An 18,857-nucleotide genomic window follows, 5' to 3' on the forward strand; every position below is an offset into this window, starting at 1 on the left:
GCGCGTCGAGGGAATCCTGAGCGTGGTACGGCATGACGATGTATGGCCGCCCGTTGTCGGTGACGCCGACTTGGAGGACATTGACGACGTTGGGGTGTCCGGTCAGCCTGCCCGCCGCGCGCTGCTCGCGCAGGAACCGTTCCCGGTTCTGCTCGTCGAGGTCGGCGGTGAGAACCTTGACCGCAACGGTGCGGTCGAGCGCCGCCTGGGTGCAGCGGTAGACGACGCCGAAACCACCGCGCCCGATCTCTTGTGCGTCCTCGAAGCCGGCAGCCGCCAGATCCGCCGCGACCGAACCCGACGCGGCGCGTTGCGTCGCGAAGGGATCGATGTCAGTCATCGACTACATCGATTCTTCCGGTCCGAGCCACTGTCGAAGAAGTACACCACCGCTGGCCTCTCGAGGATGTACTAAGGGTAACGCTCCACCCCTAGCCGGTGCCTGACTTTCTATGCCCACGGGGCTAGTCGTAAGACAAGGGATCAGAGGTAGTTCCCGGCGACATTCCTCGCGAGCAGCGGGATGTGCCCGGGGACCGTCCGTCGACCCGTAAAGGGCCTAACTTGACCACCCCGACGTCCTTTGTTTCGACGAGTTTTGCCGGCAGGACCCGGAGTGATCCTTCCGGGTGCCCGAGTCCCGAACTGAGACGCCTCGAGTTGCCGATCCCGGACTCCTTTCGACACCAGGGTGGACGTGGCCTAGCGACAGTCAGCGGTCGAGGCTTCGAGGTGGTCGGTCAGGGGCGACTCGGTAGTGGCGGCGGCTTCGTCGGTCCACCTCGGTCACGAGCATTGGATTCGAAGTCCACGTCGGTGCGTTGCGCTTCGAGGGTCCGGGGCACCGAGCGGTCGCACTTGAATCCGGTCTGGGAGGCTCTTCGCGCCGACGACGGCGCGTTGCACCACCGGTTGCTGTCGCTCCGGATGGAGGCCGGCCTCCCCGAGGAGGTCTCCGCGCTGCGGGTGTTCGAGGTGATCGCGTAGATGGACGGCAAGAACCGCGGCCTGGGTGAGCGCTCTGGCCTGGGAAGATGACACGTCCCGGGAGGGTGTGGGCGAGGTGATATCGGCGGGGTCGGCGAGGGGTTGGCGGATTTCGCTGGGGGTGTGCGGGGGCCTGCTGCTGGGGTTCTTCTGCTCTCTGCCGGCGGTGATCTTGTGGCAGCACTACGGCAATGTTCCGCGGCCGCGGGTGTATCCGCACGGTTCGTTCACCTCGTTCGGGCCTGATCCGCCGCCGGCCTCGTATTGGGTGAGCTGGGCGGGACCAGCGGTTGTGGTGGTGGCGTGCGGTGTGATGGCGGTTCCGTGGCGGCTCGCACGGCAGTTCGGCCTGTCGTTGGTGTGCGCGTTCGTGCCGATGGCGGCAATGGTGGCGTGGTTCATGATCGGGATGGAACTGTTCTTCACCCCCGACTGAACCTGCTATTCGGGTTGTTCGAGGGCGTCGGTGATGCGGTCGTGGACCGGAGGTTTCGAGGTTCTGGCCGGCGGTGCGGGCGGCAGCGTGGGCGCGGGTGTGTTCGTCGGCGTTGAGCCGGATGGGGATGCGGTGTGCGGGGCCTGGGGTGGGTTGCTGGGCCGGTTCGTGTCTGAGGTGCTCACGCATTTCGCTGATGCTGAGGGTTGCAAGGTCGGTGAGGATTTGAGCGCTGGTGGAGGCGGGGTCGTCGAGCAGGGCCAGGAGGAGGTGGTCGGTGCCGATTTCTTCGTGCCCGAGCAGGGCGGTCTGGCGCAGGCTGCCCTCGAGGACTTTCTTCGTTTTCGGGGTGAATGGGATGTGCCCGGCGGTCGGGGCGGAGCCCGCCGGTGAGCTGACACTGTCGAGCTTGCTCTCGAGTGCCGGGGCGGTGACACCCCACGAGGTTAGCGCTGCCGCTCCGGGTCCGCCGGCGTCGAAGATCTGGGGCGGGCAGGTGTTCGGTGCCGACGGAGTTCTGGTGGTGGGCGCGGGCGGCACCGGCGGCGAGGGGTGACCACCTGACGGGCTTGATCGGAGAATCTGTCGAACACCATGACGCGCTCCCTCCCCAGGCGTCGCCGCGAGCGACGCGAACCGCTGCTGAATTCCCTGCTGTTCATTCTGAGGGGTCCTGGGGCGGTGTGTAGGTGGTTATGAGGTGGGATCAACGCGACGTCGACGCTTGCAAGCGCAATGGTGTTGTGACCTGGTGTGATGACATGTCTCCGGGTTGCTATCTTCCGGTGTGGGTGGTGGGGGTGTGTTGGACGCCGGCGGCGTGGTGCGGGCGGTGGGGCGGGCGGGCCGGGTACCGGTTTTGCCCGATTTTCAACCCGTCTTGAATAATGTTGGTATGTAATTACTTTCGATATCACATTGTTGTGTGGATAATGTCAGTGTTTGGGCGCCACTGGAGTTTGTTGAACTTCGAATAAGGTTGTCGCTTATTGCATTTCGGGTTTTACGTCTTTTCGGGGTGCGAGTTTCGGAACGTCGTGAAATCGGTACCGGACACGCAGGAGCATCTTTTCGATGTCGAGATGACCGTCTGATTCCGCCTGTTCGATCATGTCGACGAAGTTCGCTTCCCAGTCCTCCGGGGCATCCGGCGTCGTCGATAGCTCTGCCTCGAGGTGGTGCAGGTCAACCCACAGTTCTCCACGTCGCCACCGCGCGAAGGTTGAGAGCCGTCCCACACGGCGAATTCGGCAACTCGCCCCTCGATCGATGATGGCGTCGAGACCGGCGGGATCGCCGGTCCAGGCGATCCACGCGGTGGGGGCCGAATGGTGTGCGTTGATGAACAGCCGCATTTTGGATCTCCCGGTCGGTGTCGCGCCGGTGCATGGCGACAGCTGGGGCTGAAGGCATAGGCCGAGGCGGTCTCCACTCGATGAGGTGTTCTTCCCCAGGGGGCCGACCCTGTTCGGATCAGCAGTGTGGGTGGTTGCTACCCGCACGCCTGGGTGTTGTGGTCTGCCCCTCCGGACGGAAGGCGGGTCAGAATCCTGCGCCGGCGGTCAGGCCTCCGTCGATGATGTACTCGCCTCCGGTGCAGTAGCTCGATTCGTCGCTGGCGAGGAAGAGCACGAGGTTGGTGACCTCGCCGGGTTGGCCGTAGCGGGGGATGGGCATGGTCGCGACCAGGGGGTTGTCGTCGGCGGGGTCGTCTGTTGAGGTGCTGCCGATCATGGGTGTGGATACCGCGCCGGGATGGACGGAGTTGACCCGGATCTGTGCCGCGGCCAGTTCCAGTGCGGCGCTGCGTGTGATGCCGCGGATGGCGAATTTGCTGGCGCTGTAGGCGGATACTCCGGCGCCGCCGACGATCCCGTTCACCGAGGAGATATTGACGATCGATCCGCCGGGGTTCATCGCCCGGCTCGCGTACTTCAGTCCGATCCATTGGGAGACGACGTTGACGTCGAGGATGGTTGTGAAGTCGGCGACGTCCATGTCGTTGATGGTGTCGAATCGCAGTATTCCGGCGTTGTTGACCAGGATGTCGAGTCCGCCGAAGTCGGTGGTGGCGCGTTCGACGATCTCGGCCCAGCCGGCCTCGCTGGTGACGTCGTGCGGGACGAACGTGCAGTGTGTGCCCAGTTCCTTCTGGAGCACTGTGCCTTCCTCTTCGAGGACGTCGCCGAAGACGACGTTGGCTCCCGCCTCCACGAACCTTCGCACGTGAGAGGCGCCCATTCCTCTGGCGCCTCCGGTGATCACGGCCACCTTGTTCTCGAGTCGTCCCATTTTCCGGTCTCCTGTCTGTCCGATGATGATGGTGGTGAGTAACGATGGCGCACTGGCATTTGCGTGCGAGTGCGGCGTGGTCGTGTGCAGTCCACTCCGTCCAGCCCGCTGCAGGCGGTATCCGGGCTGCCGCCGGATCGACACAAAGGATCCAGCCGTCGTCGCGGGCGTCACGCCGAAATGTCTCCCGCTAGCTGCGCTCGACGAGGACGCAGCGTGCCCCGGTGAAGATGGTGGGCATGCATTTGTTGCAGTGGATACACAGTGATCGTGTCTGCGCGTCACGCGCTATCCTGCTGACCAGGTCCGGTTCGCGCAGCAGTGCCCTGGCCATCGCCACGAATTCGAATCCCTCCGCCATCGCGGTGTCCATGCCGACCCGATCGGTGACCCCGCCCAGCAGGACCAGCGGCAGCGTCACGGCCGCGCGGATCTGCCGGGCGTGCTCGAGCATGAACAGGTCCTGATACGGGTAGGAGTGGAGCATCTGCTTGCCGATCAGCTGCACCCCGAGCCGCACCGGTTGCGGCATGACGGCCGCGAACTCGCGGACCGGGGCGTCGCCCTTGAACAGATACATCGGGTTGAGCAGCGAGCTACCCATGGTCAGTTCCAGCGCATCGACGCTGCCGTCGGCCTCGAGCCACTGCGCCACCGGAATGGCCTCGTCGATCCAGAATCCGCCGGGGACGCCGTCGTCCATGTTGAGCTTGGCGAGGATCGCGACCTTCCCGCCCACCGCGGCGCGCACGGTGCGCGCCGTCTCCAGCACCACCCGGGCCCGGTTCTCCAGCGACCCACCGTAGGAGTCCCTGCGGTGGTTCAGTTTCGGGCTCAAAAACGAGCTCGCGAAATAGTTGTGGCCGAAGTGGATCTCGACGGCGTCGAATCCCGATTCCACCGCGAGCCGCGCGGCGGCCCCGTGCGCGTCGGTGATCCGCGCGATGTCCTCGACGGTCGCGCTGCGGATCATCCGCATGCTCAACGGGTTGAAGGAGCGGGACGGGGCAAGCGCCGGGAAGCCGGTGGACTTCTGATTCGCGACCGGCCCCGCGTGCCCGAGCTGGGCGGAGGCCGCCGCGCCCTCGGCGTGGATGGCATCGGTGAGCCGTCGCAGCCCGGGCACCGCGTCGGGCCGCATCCACAGCTGCCCGTACTCGGTGCGTCCCTCCGGCGCGACCGCGCAGTACGCGACCGTCGACATCCCCACCCCGCCCGCGCTCGGACGCCGATGGAACTCGATGAGTTCGTCGGTGACGAGGGCGTTCGGGGTCTTGCCCTCGAACGTCGCCGATTTGATGATCCGGTTGCGCAGGGTCAGCGGGCCGAGTCTGGCGGGGGCGAGGATGTCGGGAGCAGTGGTCAACGGTGTGCCTTTTCGTGGAGGAGTTCGTAGAAGTTTCGCCCCGCCCCGTCGACCGGCCCGGTGTTCGTTCGGAGCCGTGTTGGCCACCTTCAGGGGAGGGTCACGGCCGTTTCGGGGTGATAGCGGCGACCGGTTCGTGGTGGTCACCGCGGTCCGCGACGATTGCGACCGGCGCTGGCGTTCATCAGAAAGGGGGAGGACGAGCTTTATCTGACACCTGGTTTTCCCTTCGCTGCGCGGGTGCACTGACTTGTGGTGCAGCACGTGTTGGTCGTACGGAGGCCACAATGGTCGTTGTCGCGGCCGGAAACGCGGTGCCGTCCGGGGGTGCTTGTTCACCGATGGTGATCGGGGTGTGGCCCGGTCACGCCGGTGTGTGTACACTGTACACATCGTGGTTGGTTGTGTCATTACTCGCCGGAGAAGATTGCAGACGATGAAGAAGTCGCTGACAAGAGATCGAATTGCGCAGGCTGGCATTGCGATTGCCGATGCGGAGGGGATCGGTGCGGTGTCGATGCGTCGGGTCGCGGCCGCCCTTGCGGTCTCGACCATGGCGTCATATCGCCATGTCAAGGACCGCGACGACCTCGTGGTGGCGATGGTCGACGCCATCACAGGACAGACTCAGATGCCCACCGGCCCCGAGGCGACCTGGCGGGAGATGACCAGAACCATGGCGCTGGCCGATTGGCACGCCTTCGCGCAACACCCCTGGTTGATCGAGGTGTGGTCGACTACCCGCCGGCGGATGGACATGGCCTCCCTCGACCAGCTCGAACTCGTCCTGGAAAGCCTGGAACGAGCAGGAATGGACCGGACCGCGGGCTCTACCGTCATCTTCGGTGTCGCGGGCCTGACCCTCGGGATGGCGGCACTGATGATCGAAGACCCGGCGATCGAGGTCGCCTCGGGCATGGAGCTCGGCGAGTGGCGACGCCAGGTGGGATCGGACTTGGGCGATCGCCTCCGCGAGACCCACGGGCGGGCCACCCGATTCATGTCGGACCTGCACGAACACGCCGGATACGCCACCTTCGTCGAGGTGCTGGAGAGCTTTCTGGACGGTGTCGCGGCCCGCCACGGCGCGGCGCTCAAAGCCTGACCGAGTCGGTGACCGGAACCGGCGCAGCGCCGTCCCGATCGAGTACGACCACAGATGCACCACTGCAACGCGTCCCAAGCCGAAGGGGAGCCCGAGTATGCACGCAGGAGAACCCTCGGAGACGGGTCTGGTCGTCTCCACCCTCGACCGGGTGTCCTTGATCCTCGACAGCTTCCGCAGCGCACCGCGCCTGACGCTGACCACATTGTCTCGCCGCACCGGAATCCCGCGAACGAGCACGCATCGGATGCTCGAGCAACTGGTGCGAATGGGTTGGATCTGCCGCAGCGGCGTCGAGTACGAACTCGGGGGAAAGCTGGTCGAGATGGGGATGCTCGCCCCGTACCAGATCAAGTTGGAGTACGTGGTGGAGCCGCTGCTGAGCGAGTTGCACCGCGTCACGGGGCATGTCGTGCATCTCGGTGTCCTCGACGGCAACAATGTGCTCTATCTCCAGAAGATCGCCGACCGGGCTGGCCCGGACCTCCAGACGCGGATCGGAGGGCGTATCCCCGCACGGTCGTCGACGATCGGGAAGGCACTATTCGCAGCCGCACCCCGACGAGAACAGGTGGATGCCGGCGTTCATGCGGAATCAGACAGCGGTCGGCAACACGGTGTTGCCTTCGGAACGTGCACCTCCGGGCTCAATTGTATTGGGGTGCGCATCGGTTCGATGGGCGGAGCGGAGGTGGGCTTGTCCGTCAGCGGGCCGACGGGGCAGGTGAAGTTCGAGAGGCAGCAGGTTGCACCTGTGCGACTGGCCGCTGCGGCCATCGCGCAGTACTTCGATCTGACCGGCTCGATCCGCCGTCATCTCGACGCCGGATCGTTGCAGCGGGCCGATAGCGGCCGTGGCGACCGGTCTACCTGGCGATAGTCCGCTCATCGGAAGCGGGAGTTGTCCGCACGGCGAACCGATGACACGGTGTGGCGACGCCATCGGGTCTGCTGGCAAGCCAAGGAAATCAGAGCACACCTGTTCCGCACTACAACGCTGCGCGTATGGCACCAAGTGAAAGGAAACCCACATGGGGAACGTGATACCCCCACTTCGCTCCCACCGAGGACTGATACGCCGGAAGGCGGTTGCCTTCAAGCACTTCGCGGTCATCGGTGTAATCGGCACCGTAGCTGTGGCGAGCGTGGCGTGCAGCGCTGTCGGCGTTGCCCACGCCGCGCCGACGGGCGGATCGTCTGATTGGCCGGCCGGCTCGCCGTCAGAATGGCTGAATGGGCTGTTGTCGGACTTACCGAGCGGCTCGTCCACCGGTTCGTCCACCGGGCACGGACAGAGTGTGCTGGCCACCGATGGTCAACGCAAACTCGAAGCGCTCGCCCGGCAGATTCTCGGAACCGAGGTCGTCCGGGATCAGATCACCCAGGTTCAGGCGCTCTACGCCGCCGACCCCCGGGGCTCGACACCGGCGGGGAAGGCAACCATCGACCGTGCGGCCAATTAGATTGCAGCGGCCGCGGTCCAGTACGGGCTCAGCGAAAACCCGGACGATCCGGTTCTGATGTGGGCGATCACCGCGCCGCACGAGTTCTCGGGCCTGAGCATGCCCCGCTCCGGGTACGGCATCGAGAACCCGGACAATGTCTACCGGCAAGCGACCGTCGCGGGGAACGCTTCCTATGAGATCCGAGGCAAGATCACCCAGCCCGGACCTGTCGAGCTGCATTTCGAGCTACGGGACGCGGTTCCCGGGACAACGGTCCTCAACAACGAGGCCGGCAAGACGATCGGAGCCTTGAGCAGCGACCAGATCACGGTGGGAGTCGACGGCTCGTTCGTCGTCACCGTCGACTCCAGGCAGGTGGACGGGCGCCAGAACCATCTGCCCATCCCAGCAGAGACAACGTCGTTCCTCGTCGTGCGCGACCTGCTCAACGACTGGTCGCGGGAGAACCCGGTCCAGCTGGACATCACGCGAGTGTCCGGACCCCCGATAGCCGCACCGAAGAGCGTCGACCAACTGGCCGCCCGCTCGGCGGAGATCCTGTCGAAGATGGCACCGTTCTGGTTGTCCTACTTCAACCAGTACCTCTACGCGGCGGCACCCGCGAATGTGTTCAGCCCCGTGCGTGAAAGGCCGGGGGGACGGGGGCTTTCGACCAACGGGTGGTTCGATCTTGCCGACGATCAGGCTCTCGTTGCGACCGTGGACCCCGTCGGCGCCAAGTCTATGGGAATCCAGATCACGGACCCCTGGGGAGTGGCGTACGAGTACCGCGACCGCACGAGCAGCCTCAACACCACCCAGTCCAAGCCGAACCCCGACGGAACCTACACCTTCGTCATCTCGAAGAACGACCCCGGTGTATTCAACTGGCTGGACCCCGAGGGACACGGATCCGGGATGCTCGCGGTCCGCTGGCAGGCCATGACCGGCCCACCCACACCAGGATCCGCGGTGCGCGAGGTGAAGGTCGTGAAGGCAGACCAACTACGGGAAACCCTCTCTCCCGCCACCATCTTCGTGAACCCGGGCGAGAGAGCCGCGCAACAACGCGAGCGGGCGGCGAACTTTGATCGTCGAATGACCGGATAAGACCAGGCCGGGCCGCGCGCCGACGCCGTCCCGGAAATCCAGGCCCAGCCGAAAAACCGACAGGCCCGAGGAGCGGACATCGACAATCCCGTTCCTCGGGCCTGCGGCATGAAAGGCCTGATCTCTGCTCCGGTGCGCGCTGTAGCAGCGCCGTTCTTGCCGGCCATGCCCCAGGTCAGGGAATCGTGTCAGCCCGTGGGTGTAGGGGTACGTGCACTGTTCGCGCAGCGTGGCCTGGGCGGGTTCTTCGCCGCAGGTGCTCCAGGAAGTGGAGCATCGCGGCATTGACCTGTTCAGGTTCTTGCATCTGGACGAAATGGCCGGCGCCGGGAGTCAGATGTGTGGACCGTAGCCCGGAGCCTGTTTAGCCATGGCTGCGAGTGGATCGGGTCCCCGAGAGCACTGGATCCCGTTGCCCGGCGATGAACACCGACGGGGTCTCGATCGGGGTGTCGGCGGTGGCAGCGTTTCGCTCCCACACCAGATCGAGGGCGCGGTACCAATTCGGCCCGCCGGTGAACCCGGTGCGGGTGAACTCTCCCCACGTAGTGCTTGAACTCCTCTGCGCTGAGCCAGGACGACGGCGGTGTCGGGGCGTGGGGCAGGACGTCGAGGTAGCCGTTTCCCTGCGAGGGGTGCTCCTAGCACTGCATATCGCGGTCGGCCTCGCTCAGCGCCTACAGACGGCGGGCGAGAAACTCCCGTGGGTGGGCGGCAAGTTCCTGGTCAGCCGGCCCCGGCTGTGGAAATAGTGCATGTGCAGGAAGTGCTCGCGGGCCAGCACTGCGGATGCAGCGCTGGGGCGTATCGGGGAGCGGGGCGCCAGGGGGACGCTGACTGGATCAGACCCGCGGCGCGCTCGGGTGCCCGCTGCGCTAGGTCTCACCAGGTTCGCGCCGAAGTCGTGGCCGGCGAAGGAAGCCCGGTCGAGTCCGAGTTCGTCGAGCAGGCCGATGAGGGTCGGCGACGCTGCTGGCGCGGTCGTAGGCGGAGGGGTCGGTGGGGCGGTCGGAGCGGCCGTACCCGCGCATGTCGGGAGCGATGGCACGCCACCCGGCGCCCGTGAGCGCGGGCAGTTGGTGTCGCCAGGAGAAGGAGAGCCCGGGGAAGCTGTGGCAGAGCACGACTGGTGGACCCCGACCCCTGTTCGGACGAACGTATCGATGCCGCTTGCACTAAAAAATGCGAGAGTGCAAGCATTTTCAGCCATAGTCGCCGACGTTACGGTGGATATGGTTGCGGTGTAATCGCGAGTGTTGCTGCCGCTCAGAGACTCTGCGTCTTTGATGGCTGCGTGGCGGTCACAGTGGTGGTGTGGCGAGTAATCAGACGGAATTCGACGGCCCGCTCGGCGTTTGACGATCGGCTGGGAAGTAACCACCGCCAGCGGGGTGGGATGCGGCCGGCGAGCTCGCGGGCACGCCACCGCTGCCGCGCGGATCGCCTCCCACGCCCTGCGCGAGCGCCGCCCAGTCCTGCCCGCGCGCGGGCCGAGGACGAAACGTCCGGTCGGAGCGGCGCGTGTCCGCCCCGAGCGTCTGCCGGACCGCGCCGATCCCACCCTCGCGGCCCACTGCTGCCGTGTCGGGGAGCAGGTCGGCGACCTAGACGAAGCGGGTTCGGCCGTGGCCGGATCAGCGGGTCAGCTTGACCCGCAGCTTGTTGATGGTGTCCGGGCTCAGGCCGAGCCCGTCTGCGAGGTACTTGTCGACGGTGCCGTAGTCGGCGGCCAGCTGGTCGATGCCGGCCTGCAGGTAGCTCTTGTCGACGCCGAGCACCGGCTCCCACTTCGCGGCGGCTGCCTCGCCCTGGCTCTGCTGGATGTAGGCGAGGGTCTTGATCATCGAGTCCTTGGTGTACTCGTTGGTGAGCAGGTAGTCGTCCATGATCGTCGTCGGTGCCACGCCGGCGATGCTCAGCAGCAGGTACGTGGCCCAGCCGGTGCGGTCCTTGCCAGCGGAGCAATGGAAGACCTGGGCCCCGCCGGTGTTCGTGAGACCGGTGAGCAGCTTGGCGTAGCCGGCCCGCTCGGTCGCTCCGGTGACGTTCTTGCGGTTCCCGTCCTGCATCGCGGCGCGGGCGTCCTCGGGTGTGTGGATCTTGGCGATGAATTCGTCGATGTTGCCCGCGATGACCGGGATGTTGACGTACTTCACGCCGGCGGGCAGCTTGTCCTGCTTCTGCGTGATCTCGTCGGGTCCGCGCAGATCGTAGGCGGTGGTCAGGCTGAGCCCGGCGAGGGTGGCGAGGTCCGCGTCGTTCGGCACGATCGCGTTGGAGCGGTAGAAGACACCCTTGTTGACATTCTCGCCGTGTGCCGCCGGGTAGCCGGCGCCGGTACCCGCGACGTCGCGGAAGTTGTCGACGCTCGCCAGTCGGGGTGTGTCCGCGACCGGCGTCGTGTTGCCGTTGCCGCCCGAGCCGGGCTGGAACAGCGGGGCCGGCGCCGGGGACCGGTGGGCTCGGCCTGTGCGAGTCCGGCGCCGCCGAGTTCCGCGAGCAGTACTCCGCCGGCGAGCAGAAGCACCCTGCAGATGTGGGAGTGGTGTCTGGACATGAAGAACCTTCCTAATCTGTGGGTCAAGCCTGTCGGGAGGCGAAGGCGTCAGTGGGCGCGTCCGTGTCACGGCCCACCTCGGCGTTCTCCGCTGAGTGTGATCGGTGGTTCGCAATCAGATTGGGGTACCGGCGATTCCAGCGAATATGCTTCGTGCTTCGTCCCGGCCGTCGAGGATGCGGCTGGTCCTCGTTGTGACCCTCCAGCCGTCGCGGGTGCGGGTGAGCTCCCACCGGTTCGCCGTGACTCTGCTGACCTGATATCCGTGGCCGTCGGGTCGGCGCAGGAGCAGTTGCGTGTGGCAGAGCGCTACCGCGGCGTCCCCGTCCACGGTGATGTGCGCAGGGCTCATGACGTGTCCGCAGCCCTGACGCAGGAAGCCCTGGTGGGGGTCTGTTCGAACCATCGCTTCGATCTGGCCGCGTCCGTCCATGCGGCCGGTGTCGACGTCATAGACGCCGTTGTCGGTCCACAGTCCGGCGACGAGATCGGTGAGTCCGCAGTCGACGGCCGGGCCGTAGGAGTGCATCAGCCGCATGATCTCGTTGTGGTCCTCGAGCAGCTGAACTCGGTCCTCCAACAACTGCATTCGGGATTCGATGTCCGGACCTGTGGGCATGTCGCTCATGTGATTCCTTTCCGGATGGCCGACAGGCCATCGCCGGAGGGAGCAAAGGGATGTGGTCAGTCCGGGGGGATCGGGATCGTGCCATCGAGGACGGCTTGGCGGATCGTCTCGCGCAGCGCCGAGCAGGTCCTGAGGTGCATCCCCTGGCGGCCCGGAACGGCGTCGACGCGGAACTGTGCGCAGGAGGTTTTACAGTCGGCCAGCCACTGCACGGAAGTGTGGTGCCAGCTGAACTTCTCCACCATCACCCGGGTGCTGCAGGTGCTGCATTCCAACGGTTGCATGACGATTCCTCTCAGGTGGGCTTGCCTGCGGCGGTGCTGCGGGCGAGGTTGTCGGCGACTTCCTGTTTCCATGTCTCGACCGGTTTGGTGGTGTCGAGCTCGTACTCGAAGCGGTCCACCATCTCGGGCTTGACGTCCGCGACGTCCACGTAGAACTGCTCGTACCAGCGGCGCAGCTGGTAGACGGGGCCGTCCTCGTTGGTGAGCAGGGGGTTGTCGATCCGGGTCTTGTTCTTCCAGATCTCGATGTCCTGCTCGAAACCGACGCCGATGTAACCGATCATCGCGTCGACCAGTTGGTCGGCGATCGCAGCGGGCACAAGTTCGGTCTTCTGGACGGTGATCCCGTACATCAGGACGAACTTGTCGGGGGTTATCGGGTAGTGACAATTGATGAGGACGGAATCGACATCGAACTTGTCGTACTCGTAGGTCAGCTCGTCGATCATGAACGAGGGCCCGTGGTAGGCGGCGAGGGACCGGTGTGCCAGCAGTTGGGGGACGTCCGGGTCGGTCCATTCGGTGATGTCCTCACGGCCGACGCCGCTTTGCTCCTGGATCGCGACGTGACCGTCGAAGATGTTCTTGAAGTACGTCGGGAAGGAGAAGTGGACGTAGAAGAAGTGCGCCATGTCGACGACGTTGTCGATGATCTCGCGGCAGTTGGTGTCGATGACGATCGACTTCCACACCCACTCGGTCCACTCGGTGCCTGGCGCCCTCATCACCGGGATCGTCACCTCGGCCGGCGGCGGGTTGCCCTCCGGATCGTGCCAGACGAACAGCAGCCCATCCTGTTCCATGGTCATCCAGGCGCGAGTACGCGCCAGCGGCGGAACCCGTCGCGCGTAAGGGATGTCGGTGCACTTGCCGTTGCCGCCCCAACGCCAGTCGTGGAACGGGCACGCGATCGAATCGCCCTTGACGGTGCCCTGACTCAGGTCGCCGCCCATGTGCCGGCAATACGCGTCGAGGATCTTGATCTCACCCCTGCTGTCGGCGAACACCACGAGCCTGGTGCCGAACGCCTCGATCGAGTGCGGCGCGCCGTCCCGAAAGTCCACCACCAGCCCGAGGCAGTGCCACCCCCGGGCGAAGCGAGCAGGCGGGGTGCCCTCGTCGATATAGCGGACCTCGTCGGTTTCATCGATATTCAGAGCAGTCATGGTGGTTTCCTTCCTTCTGATCGTGTGCTCAGGTCGCACTCAACCCTTGGCGGCCGCACCCCGCCGGGCGTCCGGTCCGAATGCAGAACTCGGCGCCATGAGGCGTCCGCGTTGTGACCTCGGCCACCGGTACCTGGCCACCCTGTCAGCGCCAGACGGCGGTGCACCACTTCCGCATCCGCTCAGCGGACGACACGCTGGTCGGCCGCGGTGACCTCGCGTGTCGTCACGTGTTTGCCCGCACCGACTCGAGTTCGACGGGGCCTCGACCTGCAGCGGGCGAACACGAGGCAGCTCCCGCTCACCGGAAGGGGCTCTGGTGATCCACCGGTTCCGAAGCTGTGCTGGGAGTGCCTGTCCGTCTCGGACGGCCGGCGGCGCTCCAGTTCGCGACTGCCGCCAGGGAAGGGAGAAGCCGATGTCGCACGGAGAACGCACGGAGAACGTCCCGCCCGCGTCCACCCTCGATCGGCTGTCCCTGGTGCTGGACTGCTTTCGCAGCACGCCGGCTCTGAGCCTCACCGACCTATCTCGCCGAACGGGGATACCACGGACAAGCACTCGTCGGATGCTCGAGCAGTTGGTGCGACTGGGTTGGCTCCGCCGCCGAGGCAGCGAGTTCGAGCTCGGGGACACACTCGTCGAGTTCGGAGCGCTGTCGCTGTACCAGAACAAGTTCGACCGGGTGGTGGCCCCGGTACTCCGCGAGCTGCATCTTGTTACCGGTCACGTCGTTCATCTCGGTATCCTCGACGGCACCGACGTGGTCTATCTCGAGAAGATCGGCGGCCAGAGGGCCCCCAACCTCCTGACGCGGGTCGGAGACCGCATACCCGCACGGTCGTCGACAATCGGCAAGATCTTGCTCGCAACCGCCCCACAGTCCGACGATGCCTCCGCCAGCCTCCGCTCCGAGACCGACAGACTCCGACCTCTGGGAATTGCGTTCGGAACCTGCGCGGCAGGATTCAGTTGCATCGGAGTGCGAATCGGTTCCCTGGGCGGAGCACAAGCCGGGCTCTCGATCAGCGGACCGACGAACCAGGTGAAGTTCGACCATCGGCATGCCGCACCAGTGCGTATGGCGGCTGCAGCCATCGCACAGTACCTCGACTTCGCTTCAGTGACCCGAAGACCTGCCTGACAGTGCCCGCTGGGCAAGGCCAAGGCTATTCGACGCCGCCCAGCTTTCGGATCTCGACCTGGCCGAGATCCGCTCACCGGACCGCCGGCTTGCTCGCGTATCGACCCCGTTGACACCGTGTTCTCATGACATCCGAGCTCACCGATTCGCGTCAAGTCGATCCCGAAGGAGCAGTGAACGCACTGTTCGAGCCGCTGCAGGTCCGCTCCCTTGCCCTGCCGAACCGCATCGTCATGTCCCCCATGACGAGGGAGCACTCACCCGGCGGGGTCCCCGGCGCGGACATGGCCGCCTACTACCGGCGGCGCGCCGAGGGCGGCACCGGTCTGGTGATCACCGAAGGCGTGGCGATCGACCACCCGACCGCCGTCGACAGTCCGAAAGTGCCACACCTGCACGGCGAAGCGGCACTCGTGGGCTGGCGCGACGTGGTCGACGAAGTTCACGAAGCGGGCGGCCGGATCATCCCGCAGCTCTGGCACGTCGGACCACTCTGGGGCGCGATGAGCGACGTGGATCCGAGCCTGACGTCGATGCGCCCGTCCGGAGTGTGGGGCCGGGCGGGGCGCACCGTCTACCCGGACGACTACATCGCCCGGGCGAGCACTCCGACCTCGGCGATGACCGAGCAGGACCTCGAGGACGTCATCGCCGCGTACGTGCGCTCGGCCCGCAACGCGGTCGAGGTCGGATTCGACGGGATCGCCATCCACGCCGCACACGGCTACCTGTTGGATTCGTTTCTGTGGGAGTCGACGAACCAACGCACCGATCACTGGGGCGGCGACCTGCAGCGGCGCACCCGATTCCCGGTGGAGGTGATTCGGGCGATCCGGCGGGAAATCGGTCCGGAACTGCCGATCTTCTTCCGGTTCTCGCAGCACAAGCAGCAGGACTACGGCGCCCGGATCGCGAACACCCCCGCCGAGCTGTCCGTCGTACTGAACGCCCTGATCGACGCGGGAGTGGACGTGCTCGACGCCAGCATTCGCCGTTTTGACCTCCCAGCGTTCGAGGGAAGTGATCTCACACTGGCTGGGTGGGCGAAGAAGCTGACCGGAGCCGTGAGCATGGCCGTGGGCAGCGTCGGCCTGAGCAAGCCACTGCGCGACACCGGCACGCCCGAACCCGCCGACCTCGATGGAGTAGTCCGGCGGTTGAAAAGCAACGAGTTCGATCTGGTCGCGATCGGGCGACTGCACCTGGCCGATCCGGCCCTGGCTCGCACGCTGCGCCGCGGTGGGCCCATCCCGACCTTCGACCGCGAACGACACGAGGGACAGCTGTGCTGACCTGGATGTCGAGGTCAAGATCGATCTGAGTGTCCACGGCTGTACCCGTGCTCTTCGAGCCGGACGTGCCCGATGGCTGGACCCCCAGCGAGGTACTAGAGAGCGACCCGTGCCAGTTCGATCCCCATTTCCACCGATTCATCGACAAGGTACGGACAGCAAGAAGCCCACCGGGTCGCCTACTACGACACGTACCGCCGACTCGGCCTCCCCAGTTCCACCGCAACGACAACGCGCTACTCGCCCGCCCGCCCGAAACACGCGGGCGCTCGGTGTCATTCGCACGATATGCAATAGGGCGTCAACCGGCGTTGACGCCGATGACCCTCAAGGGCGGAGTGTTGGCCGGCGAGTACCCGCGTTGCGGGCGTTCTTCTCGACGCGACGGGGCGGCGCAGGTCTGATCGCGGCCCGACTCAGGGCAGGATAATGAGACCGTGAGTGACGGGTTGCCGCTTCCGCAAGACGCTATGGGTCGGAAACTCATTCTCGCACAGTCTCTTTTGATACTGGTGTCGACGCTACCTTCTTCGGATTGTGTGTGTATCGAATCCTTTGCGCACCGCCATTGCGCCGGCGAATGTTGCGCTGCCGATCGTGATGAGGGCACCGAGAATCAGCGCCGAGGGTTCGCCGGGCTGCAGGAGATGCGACTGCTCCCCGATAGTCGCCGCCGCGACCGGGACGCCCAGTTGAGCCGATGCCAACGCGGCAAGGGCGATCGGCTGCCCGAGCAGACGTGTCAGACAGTGAACGGCAACCGCTGCGAGTCCGAGCGCAACGCCGAGCAAGATCAACGACGGGTTCGCGCCGAGATCGCGCAGGTTCAGCGAAGCCCCCAACCACACGAAGAACAGCGGACCGAGAAAACCTTCGGTGATCGAGAACAACTGCTTGGCCAAGCGTCGCGGTTCGCCGACGCCCGCGATCACCAGCCCAAGCGCGAAGCCGGCGAGCATGATCGACACGTGCGCGTGGACGGCCAGCGCAGCGAGTGCGAACAGCACCCCGAGGTTGATGCGCAACTCCAGCGCAAAGCCTCGGTCCTTTGATTCCTGGTGCAGACTGTGGAGCCACCCGCGGCCGTCCGCCACCTTCAAGAACACGTAGAACAGTGCTGCCAACGCCGCCACACCGACCGCACCAACCGCGGCGCGAGGAGCCCGCCCGGGGTCGATCACCAGCGGAAGCGCGACAATACAGGCGGTGTCTGCGACCGCGATCTGGGCCATCAACTGGATCACCGGGGTACCTTCGAGCCCCAGTGAGTCGATCAGCGGTAGCACAAAGGCAGCCGACGACGACGCGATGAGCACCGCATATAACGCTGCATGACCGGACCCGAATGCCTGCGCGATCCCGAACCCCGCCGCCGCGGCGACGACCCCGACGAGGACAGCCCATGTCGCGCCCTTCGCAAGAGCCGGCCGGATGCTCGCATTGCGCACGGGGACGTGTGTGCCGGCGACGAACATGACTAGCGCGAATCCGATATCCGCGAGAAATGTCAATGTGGGATCGTCTGGGTGGATCAGCCGGAAACCGGTCGTACCCAGAATGATTCCTGCGAGCAATTCACCGAGCACCACGGGCAGGTGCCAGCCCCTGCGAACCGCCAACAGAGGACCGGCCAGGGCTGCGGCCGAGACCAGTGCGAGGATCTCGAAGGACATCCGGGCCCCTCAACTCGGCGCAGACAATCTTGTCAGCGGGCATGGGATCTCGGTGTTCTCGTCGGCGCGATAGCTCGCGCACCTACGGTGATAACCGTCCGCCACCTCGAGTGCCGTGCCTGCCGCCAGCTTGCCACGCATCAGCAAAGTGGGGGAAAGAGCCGCACCGTCGGCAATCTTCAGCTGATCAGCGGCCACGTGCGCACTCTCCGGAGTCGGAAACAAAAGTCGTGAGGCGGGTCCGATGTACCTTGCTTTCGAACGTCTCACCGGCGCAGTTCTCGATCCCGCGATGGCACGTTCGGCGGCTTCTGGCGAAGTATGCACATCCACGTGTGTAGCAACCGCCGGGAGATCATGTTCTCCGGGCGGCTCGCGCCATCGCACGTTCGGCATGAGGAGATTGTCCCCTGCGCGGCGCCGATCCCTTCTCGATTCGAGGAGCCGAAAGTACTTGGTCCCTGCCCTCCCGCTCGCAACCGAACCGGGCGTCGAGCGCACCTGGCGTACGCACAGGTGGCGTGCAAAGCTAGAAGTAGCGCAGCCAGCCGACACCCGTCGCGGTGGCGAGGTGCGGCCACCAACATGTAGGAGGTGGTTGCTGTGCTTCATCCCGATCCCTTCCGTGACATCGACAGACTCACCGAGCAGCTGCTCGGCGCGTCGGCCGGATCCGCGCGAGCCCCACGGTTCATGCCGATGGACCTCTACCGCTCCGGCGATCACTACGTCCTCCACGCCGACCTCCCGGGCGTGGACCCCGGCTCGGTGGACGTCAGCGTCGACGGCGGCATCCTCACCGTGAAGGCCCAACGCAGCGAACGCACCGAACACGACGTGCAGTGGCTGACCTCCGAACGCTTCACCGGCAGCTACCTGCGTCAGCTGTCCCTCGGCCAGGACATCGACGCCGACCACATCGCCGCCACCTACGAGAACGGGGTGCTGACGGTCACCCTCCCCGTGGCAGAAAGGGCCAAGCCGCGTCGCATCGAAATCACCCCCGGGGCACGTGAGGAAACCGAGGTCATCGAGCCCAGCGACTCACCCGACCAGACCACCACGACCTGACCTCGTCACCGGACACGGTCCCGGCAGGTCACGCCGCCGGGACCTTGGTCGCGTCGGCTTCGGGGTGGCGTATCGATCGAACATGAGCTGGATCTGGTGCAGACGGTGCTGGGCGGTGGCGACACCCTGGTCATCACCCGCCCGGACCGTCTCGGACGGGGCGGGTACTGCACCTGTTCGCCTTCGGTGCGATCGCTTTTGCCGTCACGACAGTGGTCGCCGGGTTCGAGCCTCACGAACTCGAACCCGGAACACCCCGCGAGGGACTCCCGGCGCCGGGCACACCATGACAAGGACGACG

At 65.6% G+C, this 18,857-nt stretch carries 21 protein-coding genes and 1 pseudogene; 10 read left to right on the forward strand and 12 right to left on the reverse strand.

Features of this window, described 5'->3' with window-relative positions; genetic code table 11:
- Positions 1-340: protein kinase domain-containing protein (locus RJ1_RS32010; RefSeq protein ID WP_170008919.1), on the reverse strand; the 340-nt coding region annotated here is incomplete at its 3' end.
- A gap of 476 nt (positions 341-816) precedes the next feature.
- Between RJ1_RS32010 and RJ1_RS48030 the strand changes: the two genes are divergently transcribed.
- From RJ1_RS48030 to RJ1_RS49495, 3 genes are read left to right on the forward strand one after another with little or no spacing between them, the layout of a single operon-like run.
- Entirely contained in the window at positions 817-987 is a 171-nt protein-coding gene (locus RJ1_RS48030; RefSeq protein ID WP_255284919.1) for a DUF6308 family protein, read from the forward strand.
- A 25-nt stretch (positions 988-1,012) separates the two neighbouring features.
- Entirely contained in the window at positions 1,013-1,423 is a 411-nt protein-coding gene (locus tag RJ1_RS32020) for a hypothetical protein (RefSeq protein WP_162850289.1), read from the forward strand.
- A gap of 33 nt (positions 1,424-1,456) precedes the next feature.
- Positions 1,457-1,816: a hypothetical protein gene (locus tag RJ1_RS49495; RefSeq protein ID WP_465270209.1), complete on the forward strand. Its 360-nt coding sequence runs from the start codon at positions 1,457-1,459 to the stop codon at positions 1,814-1,816.
- Here RJ1_RS49495 and RJ1_RS49500 read toward each other — a convergent pair.
- The 4 genes and pseudogenes from RJ1_RS49500 to RJ1_RS32040 form a co-directional block, all read right to left on the reverse strand.
- Positions 1,697-1,963, reverse strand: a pseudogene (locus RJ1_RS49500) (hypothetical protein); the annotation flags it as partial. The gene RJ1_RS49495 and the pseudogene RJ1_RS49500 sit on opposite strands and share 120 nt — an antisense overlap.
- Before the next feature lie 446 nt (positions 1,964-2,409).
- Complete coding sequence (locus RJ1_RS32030; protein WP_073366515.1) at positions 2,410-2,778, reverse strand: hypothetical protein; 369 nt, start codon at positions 2,776-2,778, stop codon at positions 2,410-2,412.
- Between the two features lie 187 nt (positions 2,779-2,965).
- Complete coding sequence (locus RJ1_RS32035; RefSeq protein WP_073366516.1) at positions 2,966-3,715, reverse strand: SDR family NAD(P)-dependent oxidoreductase; 750 nt, start codon at positions 3,713-3,715, stop codon at positions 2,966-2,968.
- Between the two features lie 190 nt (positions 3,716-3,905).
- On the reverse strand, positions 3,906-5,081 hold the full coding sequence (locus tag RJ1_RS32040) for an NADH:flavin oxidoreductase (RefSeq protein WP_073366517.1): 1,176 nt from the start codon (positions 5,079-5,081) through the stop codon (positions 3,906-3,908).
- A 436-nt stretch (positions 5,082-5,517) separates the two neighbouring features.
- Here RJ1_RS32040 and RJ1_RS32045 point away from each other — a divergent pair, with 436 nt between their 5' ends.
- From RJ1_RS32045 to RJ1_RS32060, 4 genes are all read left to right on the forward strand, one after another.
- Positions 5,518-6,186 carry a TetR/AcrR family transcriptional regulator gene (locus tag RJ1_RS32045; RefSeq protein ID WP_073366518.1) on the forward strand — a complete coding sequence of 223 codons (669 nt, stop codon included), beginning with the start codon at positions 5,518-5,520 and terminating at the stop codon, positions 6,184-6,186.
- A 97-nt stretch (positions 6,187-6,283) separates the two neighbouring features.
- Entirely contained in the window at positions 6,284-7,066 is a 783-nt protein-coding gene (locus tag RJ1_RS32050; RefSeq protein WP_073366519.1) for an IclR family transcriptional regulator, read from the forward strand.
- 151 nt (positions 7,067-7,217) lie between these two features.
- On the forward strand, positions 7,218-7,649 hold the full coding sequence (locus RJ1_RS32055) for a hypothetical protein (protein WP_073366520.1): 432 nt from the start codon (positions 7,218-7,220) through the stop codon (positions 7,647-7,649).
- A 57-nt stretch (positions 7,650-7,706) separates the two neighbouring features.
- Complete coding sequence (locus RJ1_RS32060; protein WP_073366521.1) at positions 7,707-8,741, forward strand: DUF1214 domain-containing protein; 1,035 nt, start codon at positions 7,707-7,709, stop codon at positions 8,739-8,741.
- Between the two features lie 875 nt (positions 8,742-9,616).
- On the opposite strand, the gene RJ1_RS49380 is transcribed toward RJ1_RS32060, so the two are convergent.
- The 5 genes from RJ1_RS49380 to RJ1_RS32085 form a co-directional block, all read right to left on the reverse strand.
- Complete coding sequence (locus RJ1_RS49380; RefSeq protein ID WP_073366522.1) at positions 9,617-9,865, reverse strand: alpha/beta fold hydrolase; 249 nt, start codon at positions 9,863-9,865, stop codon at positions 9,617-9,619.
- Positions 9,866-10,375: 510 nt separating this feature from the next.
- Positions 10,376-11,368 carry a tyrosine-protein phosphatase gene (locus RJ1_RS32070; protein ID WP_162850324.1) on the reverse strand — a complete coding sequence of 331 codons (993 nt, stop codon included), beginning with the start codon at positions 11,366-11,368 and terminating at the stop codon, positions 10,376-10,378.
- Positions 11,369-11,413: 45 nt separating this feature from the next.
- Positions 11,414-11,926, reverse strand: a complete 513-nt coding sequence (locus RJ1_RS32075; RefSeq protein ID WP_073366523.1) for a nuclear transport factor 2 family protein — start codon at positions 11,924-11,926, stop codon at positions 11,414-11,416.
- 56 nt (positions 11,927-11,982) lie between these two features.
- Positions 11,983-12,210 carry a hypothetical protein gene (locus tag RJ1_RS32080; RefSeq protein WP_073366524.1) on the reverse strand — a complete coding sequence of 76 codons (228 nt, stop codon included), beginning with the start codon at positions 12,208-12,210 and terminating at the stop codon, positions 11,983-11,985.
- Positions 12,211-12,221: 11 nt separating this feature from the next.
- Positions 12,222-13,376 carry a 3-ketosteroid-9-alpha-monooxygenase, oxygenase component gene (locus RJ1_RS32085; protein ID WP_073366525.1) on the reverse strand — a complete coding sequence of 385 codons (1,155 nt, stop codon included), beginning with the start codon at positions 13,374-13,376 and terminating at the stop codon, positions 12,222-12,224.
- A gap of 418 nt (positions 13,377-13,794) precedes the next feature.
- Between RJ1_RS32085 and RJ1_RS32090 the strand changes: the two genes are divergently transcribed.
- Positions 13,795-14,520: an IclR family transcriptional regulator gene (locus RJ1_RS32090; protein ID WP_073366526.1), complete on the forward strand. Its 726-nt coding sequence runs from the start codon at positions 13,795-13,797 to the stop codon at positions 14,518-14,520.
- Positions 14,521-14,645: 125 nt separating this feature from the next.
- The gene (locus RJ1_RS32095; protein WP_073366527.1) at positions 14,646-15,812 is read left to right on the forward strand and encodes an NADH:flavin oxidoreductase; all 1,167 of its coding nucleotides are present in this window, start codon (positions 14,646-14,648) and stop codon (positions 15,810-15,812) included.
- A gap of 521 nt (positions 15,813-16,333) precedes the next feature.
- Here RJ1_RS32095 and RJ1_RS32100 read toward each other — a convergent pair.
- Together RJ1_RS32100 and RJ1_RS49385 are read right to left on the reverse strand one after the other, a co-directional pair.
- On the reverse strand, positions 16,334-17,485 hold the full coding sequence (locus RJ1_RS32100) for a cation:proton antiporter (protein ID WP_073366528.1): 1,152 nt from the start codon (positions 17,483-17,485) through the stop codon (positions 16,334-16,336).
- A gap of 9 nt (positions 17,486-17,494) precedes the next feature.
- Positions 17,495-17,683, reverse strand: coding sequence for a hypothetical protein (locus RJ1_RS49385; RefSeq protein WP_240319716.1), 189 nt, complete (start codon positions 17,681-17,683; stop codon positions 17,495-17,497).
- Positions 17,684-18,088: 405 nt separating this feature from the next.
- Here RJ1_RS49385 and RJ1_RS32110 point away from each other — a divergent pair, with 405 nt between their 5' ends.
- On the forward strand, positions 18,089-18,556 hold the full coding sequence (locus tag RJ1_RS32110) for an Hsp20/alpha crystallin family protein (protein ID WP_073366530.1): 468 nt from the start codon (positions 18,089-18,091) through the stop codon (positions 18,554-18,556).
- Positions 18,557-18,857 lie beyond the last annotated feature (301 nt).

Origin of the sequence: Rhodococcus jostii NBRC 16295, from assembly GCF_001894825.1 — a bacterium.
Classification (GTDB): domain Bacteria; phylum Actinomycetota; class Actinomycetes; order Mycobacteriales; family Mycobacteriaceae; genus Rhodococcus_F; species Rhodococcus_F jostii.

Coding starts and splice junctions, on each gene's coding strand:
- RJ1_RS32075 (WP_073366523.1), bottom strand. CDS start 11,926: ATGAGCGACATGCCCACAGGTCCGGACATCGAATCCCGAATGCAGTTG.
- RJ1_RS32055 (WP_073366520.1), top strand. CDS start 7,218: ATGGGGAACGTGATACCCCCACTTCGCTCCCACCGAGGACTGATACGC.
- RJ1_RS32085 (WP_073366525.1), bottom strand. CDS start 13,376: ATGACTGCTCTGAATATCGATGAAACCGACGAGGTCCGCTATATCGAC.
- RJ1_RS32080 (WP_073366524.1), bottom strand. CDS start 12,210: ATGCAACCGTTGGAATGCAGCACCTGCAGCACCCGGGTGATGGTGGAG.
- RJ1_RS32100 (WP_073366528.1), bottom strand. CDS start 17,485: ATGTCCTTCGAGATCCTCGCACTGGTCTCGGCCGCAGCCCTGGCCGGT.
- RJ1_RS32030 (WP_073366515.1), bottom strand. CDS start 2,778: ATGCGGCTGTTCATCAACGCACACCATTCGGCCCCCACCGCGTGGATC.
- RJ1_RS32035 (WP_073366516.1), bottom strand. CDS start 3,715: ATGGGACGACTCGAGAACAAGGTGGCCGTGATCACCGGAGGCGCCAGA.
- RJ1_RS32090 (WP_073366526.1), top strand. CDS start 13,795: ATGTCGCACGGAGAACGCACGGAGAACGTCCCGCCCGCGTCCACCCTC.
- RJ1_RS32045 (WP_073366518.1), top strand. CDS start 5,518: ATGAAGAAGTCGCTGACAAGAGATCGAATTGCGCAGGCTGGCATTGCG.
- RJ1_RS32050 (WP_073366519.1), top strand. CDS start 6,284: ATGCACGCAGGAGAACCCTCGGAGACGGGTCTGGTCGTCTCCACCCTC.
- RJ1_RS49495 (WP_465270209.1), top strand. CDS start 1,457: ATGCGGTCGTGGACCGGAGGTTTCGAGGTTCTGGCCGGCGGTGCGGGC.
- RJ1_RS32060 (WP_073366521.1), top strand. CDS start 7,707: ATGTGGGCGATCACCGCGCCGCACGAGTTCTCGGGCCTGAGCATGCCC.
- RJ1_RS32095 (WP_073366527.1), top strand. CDS start 14,646: ATGACATCCGAGCTCACCGATTCGCGTCAAGTCGATCCCGAAGGAGCA.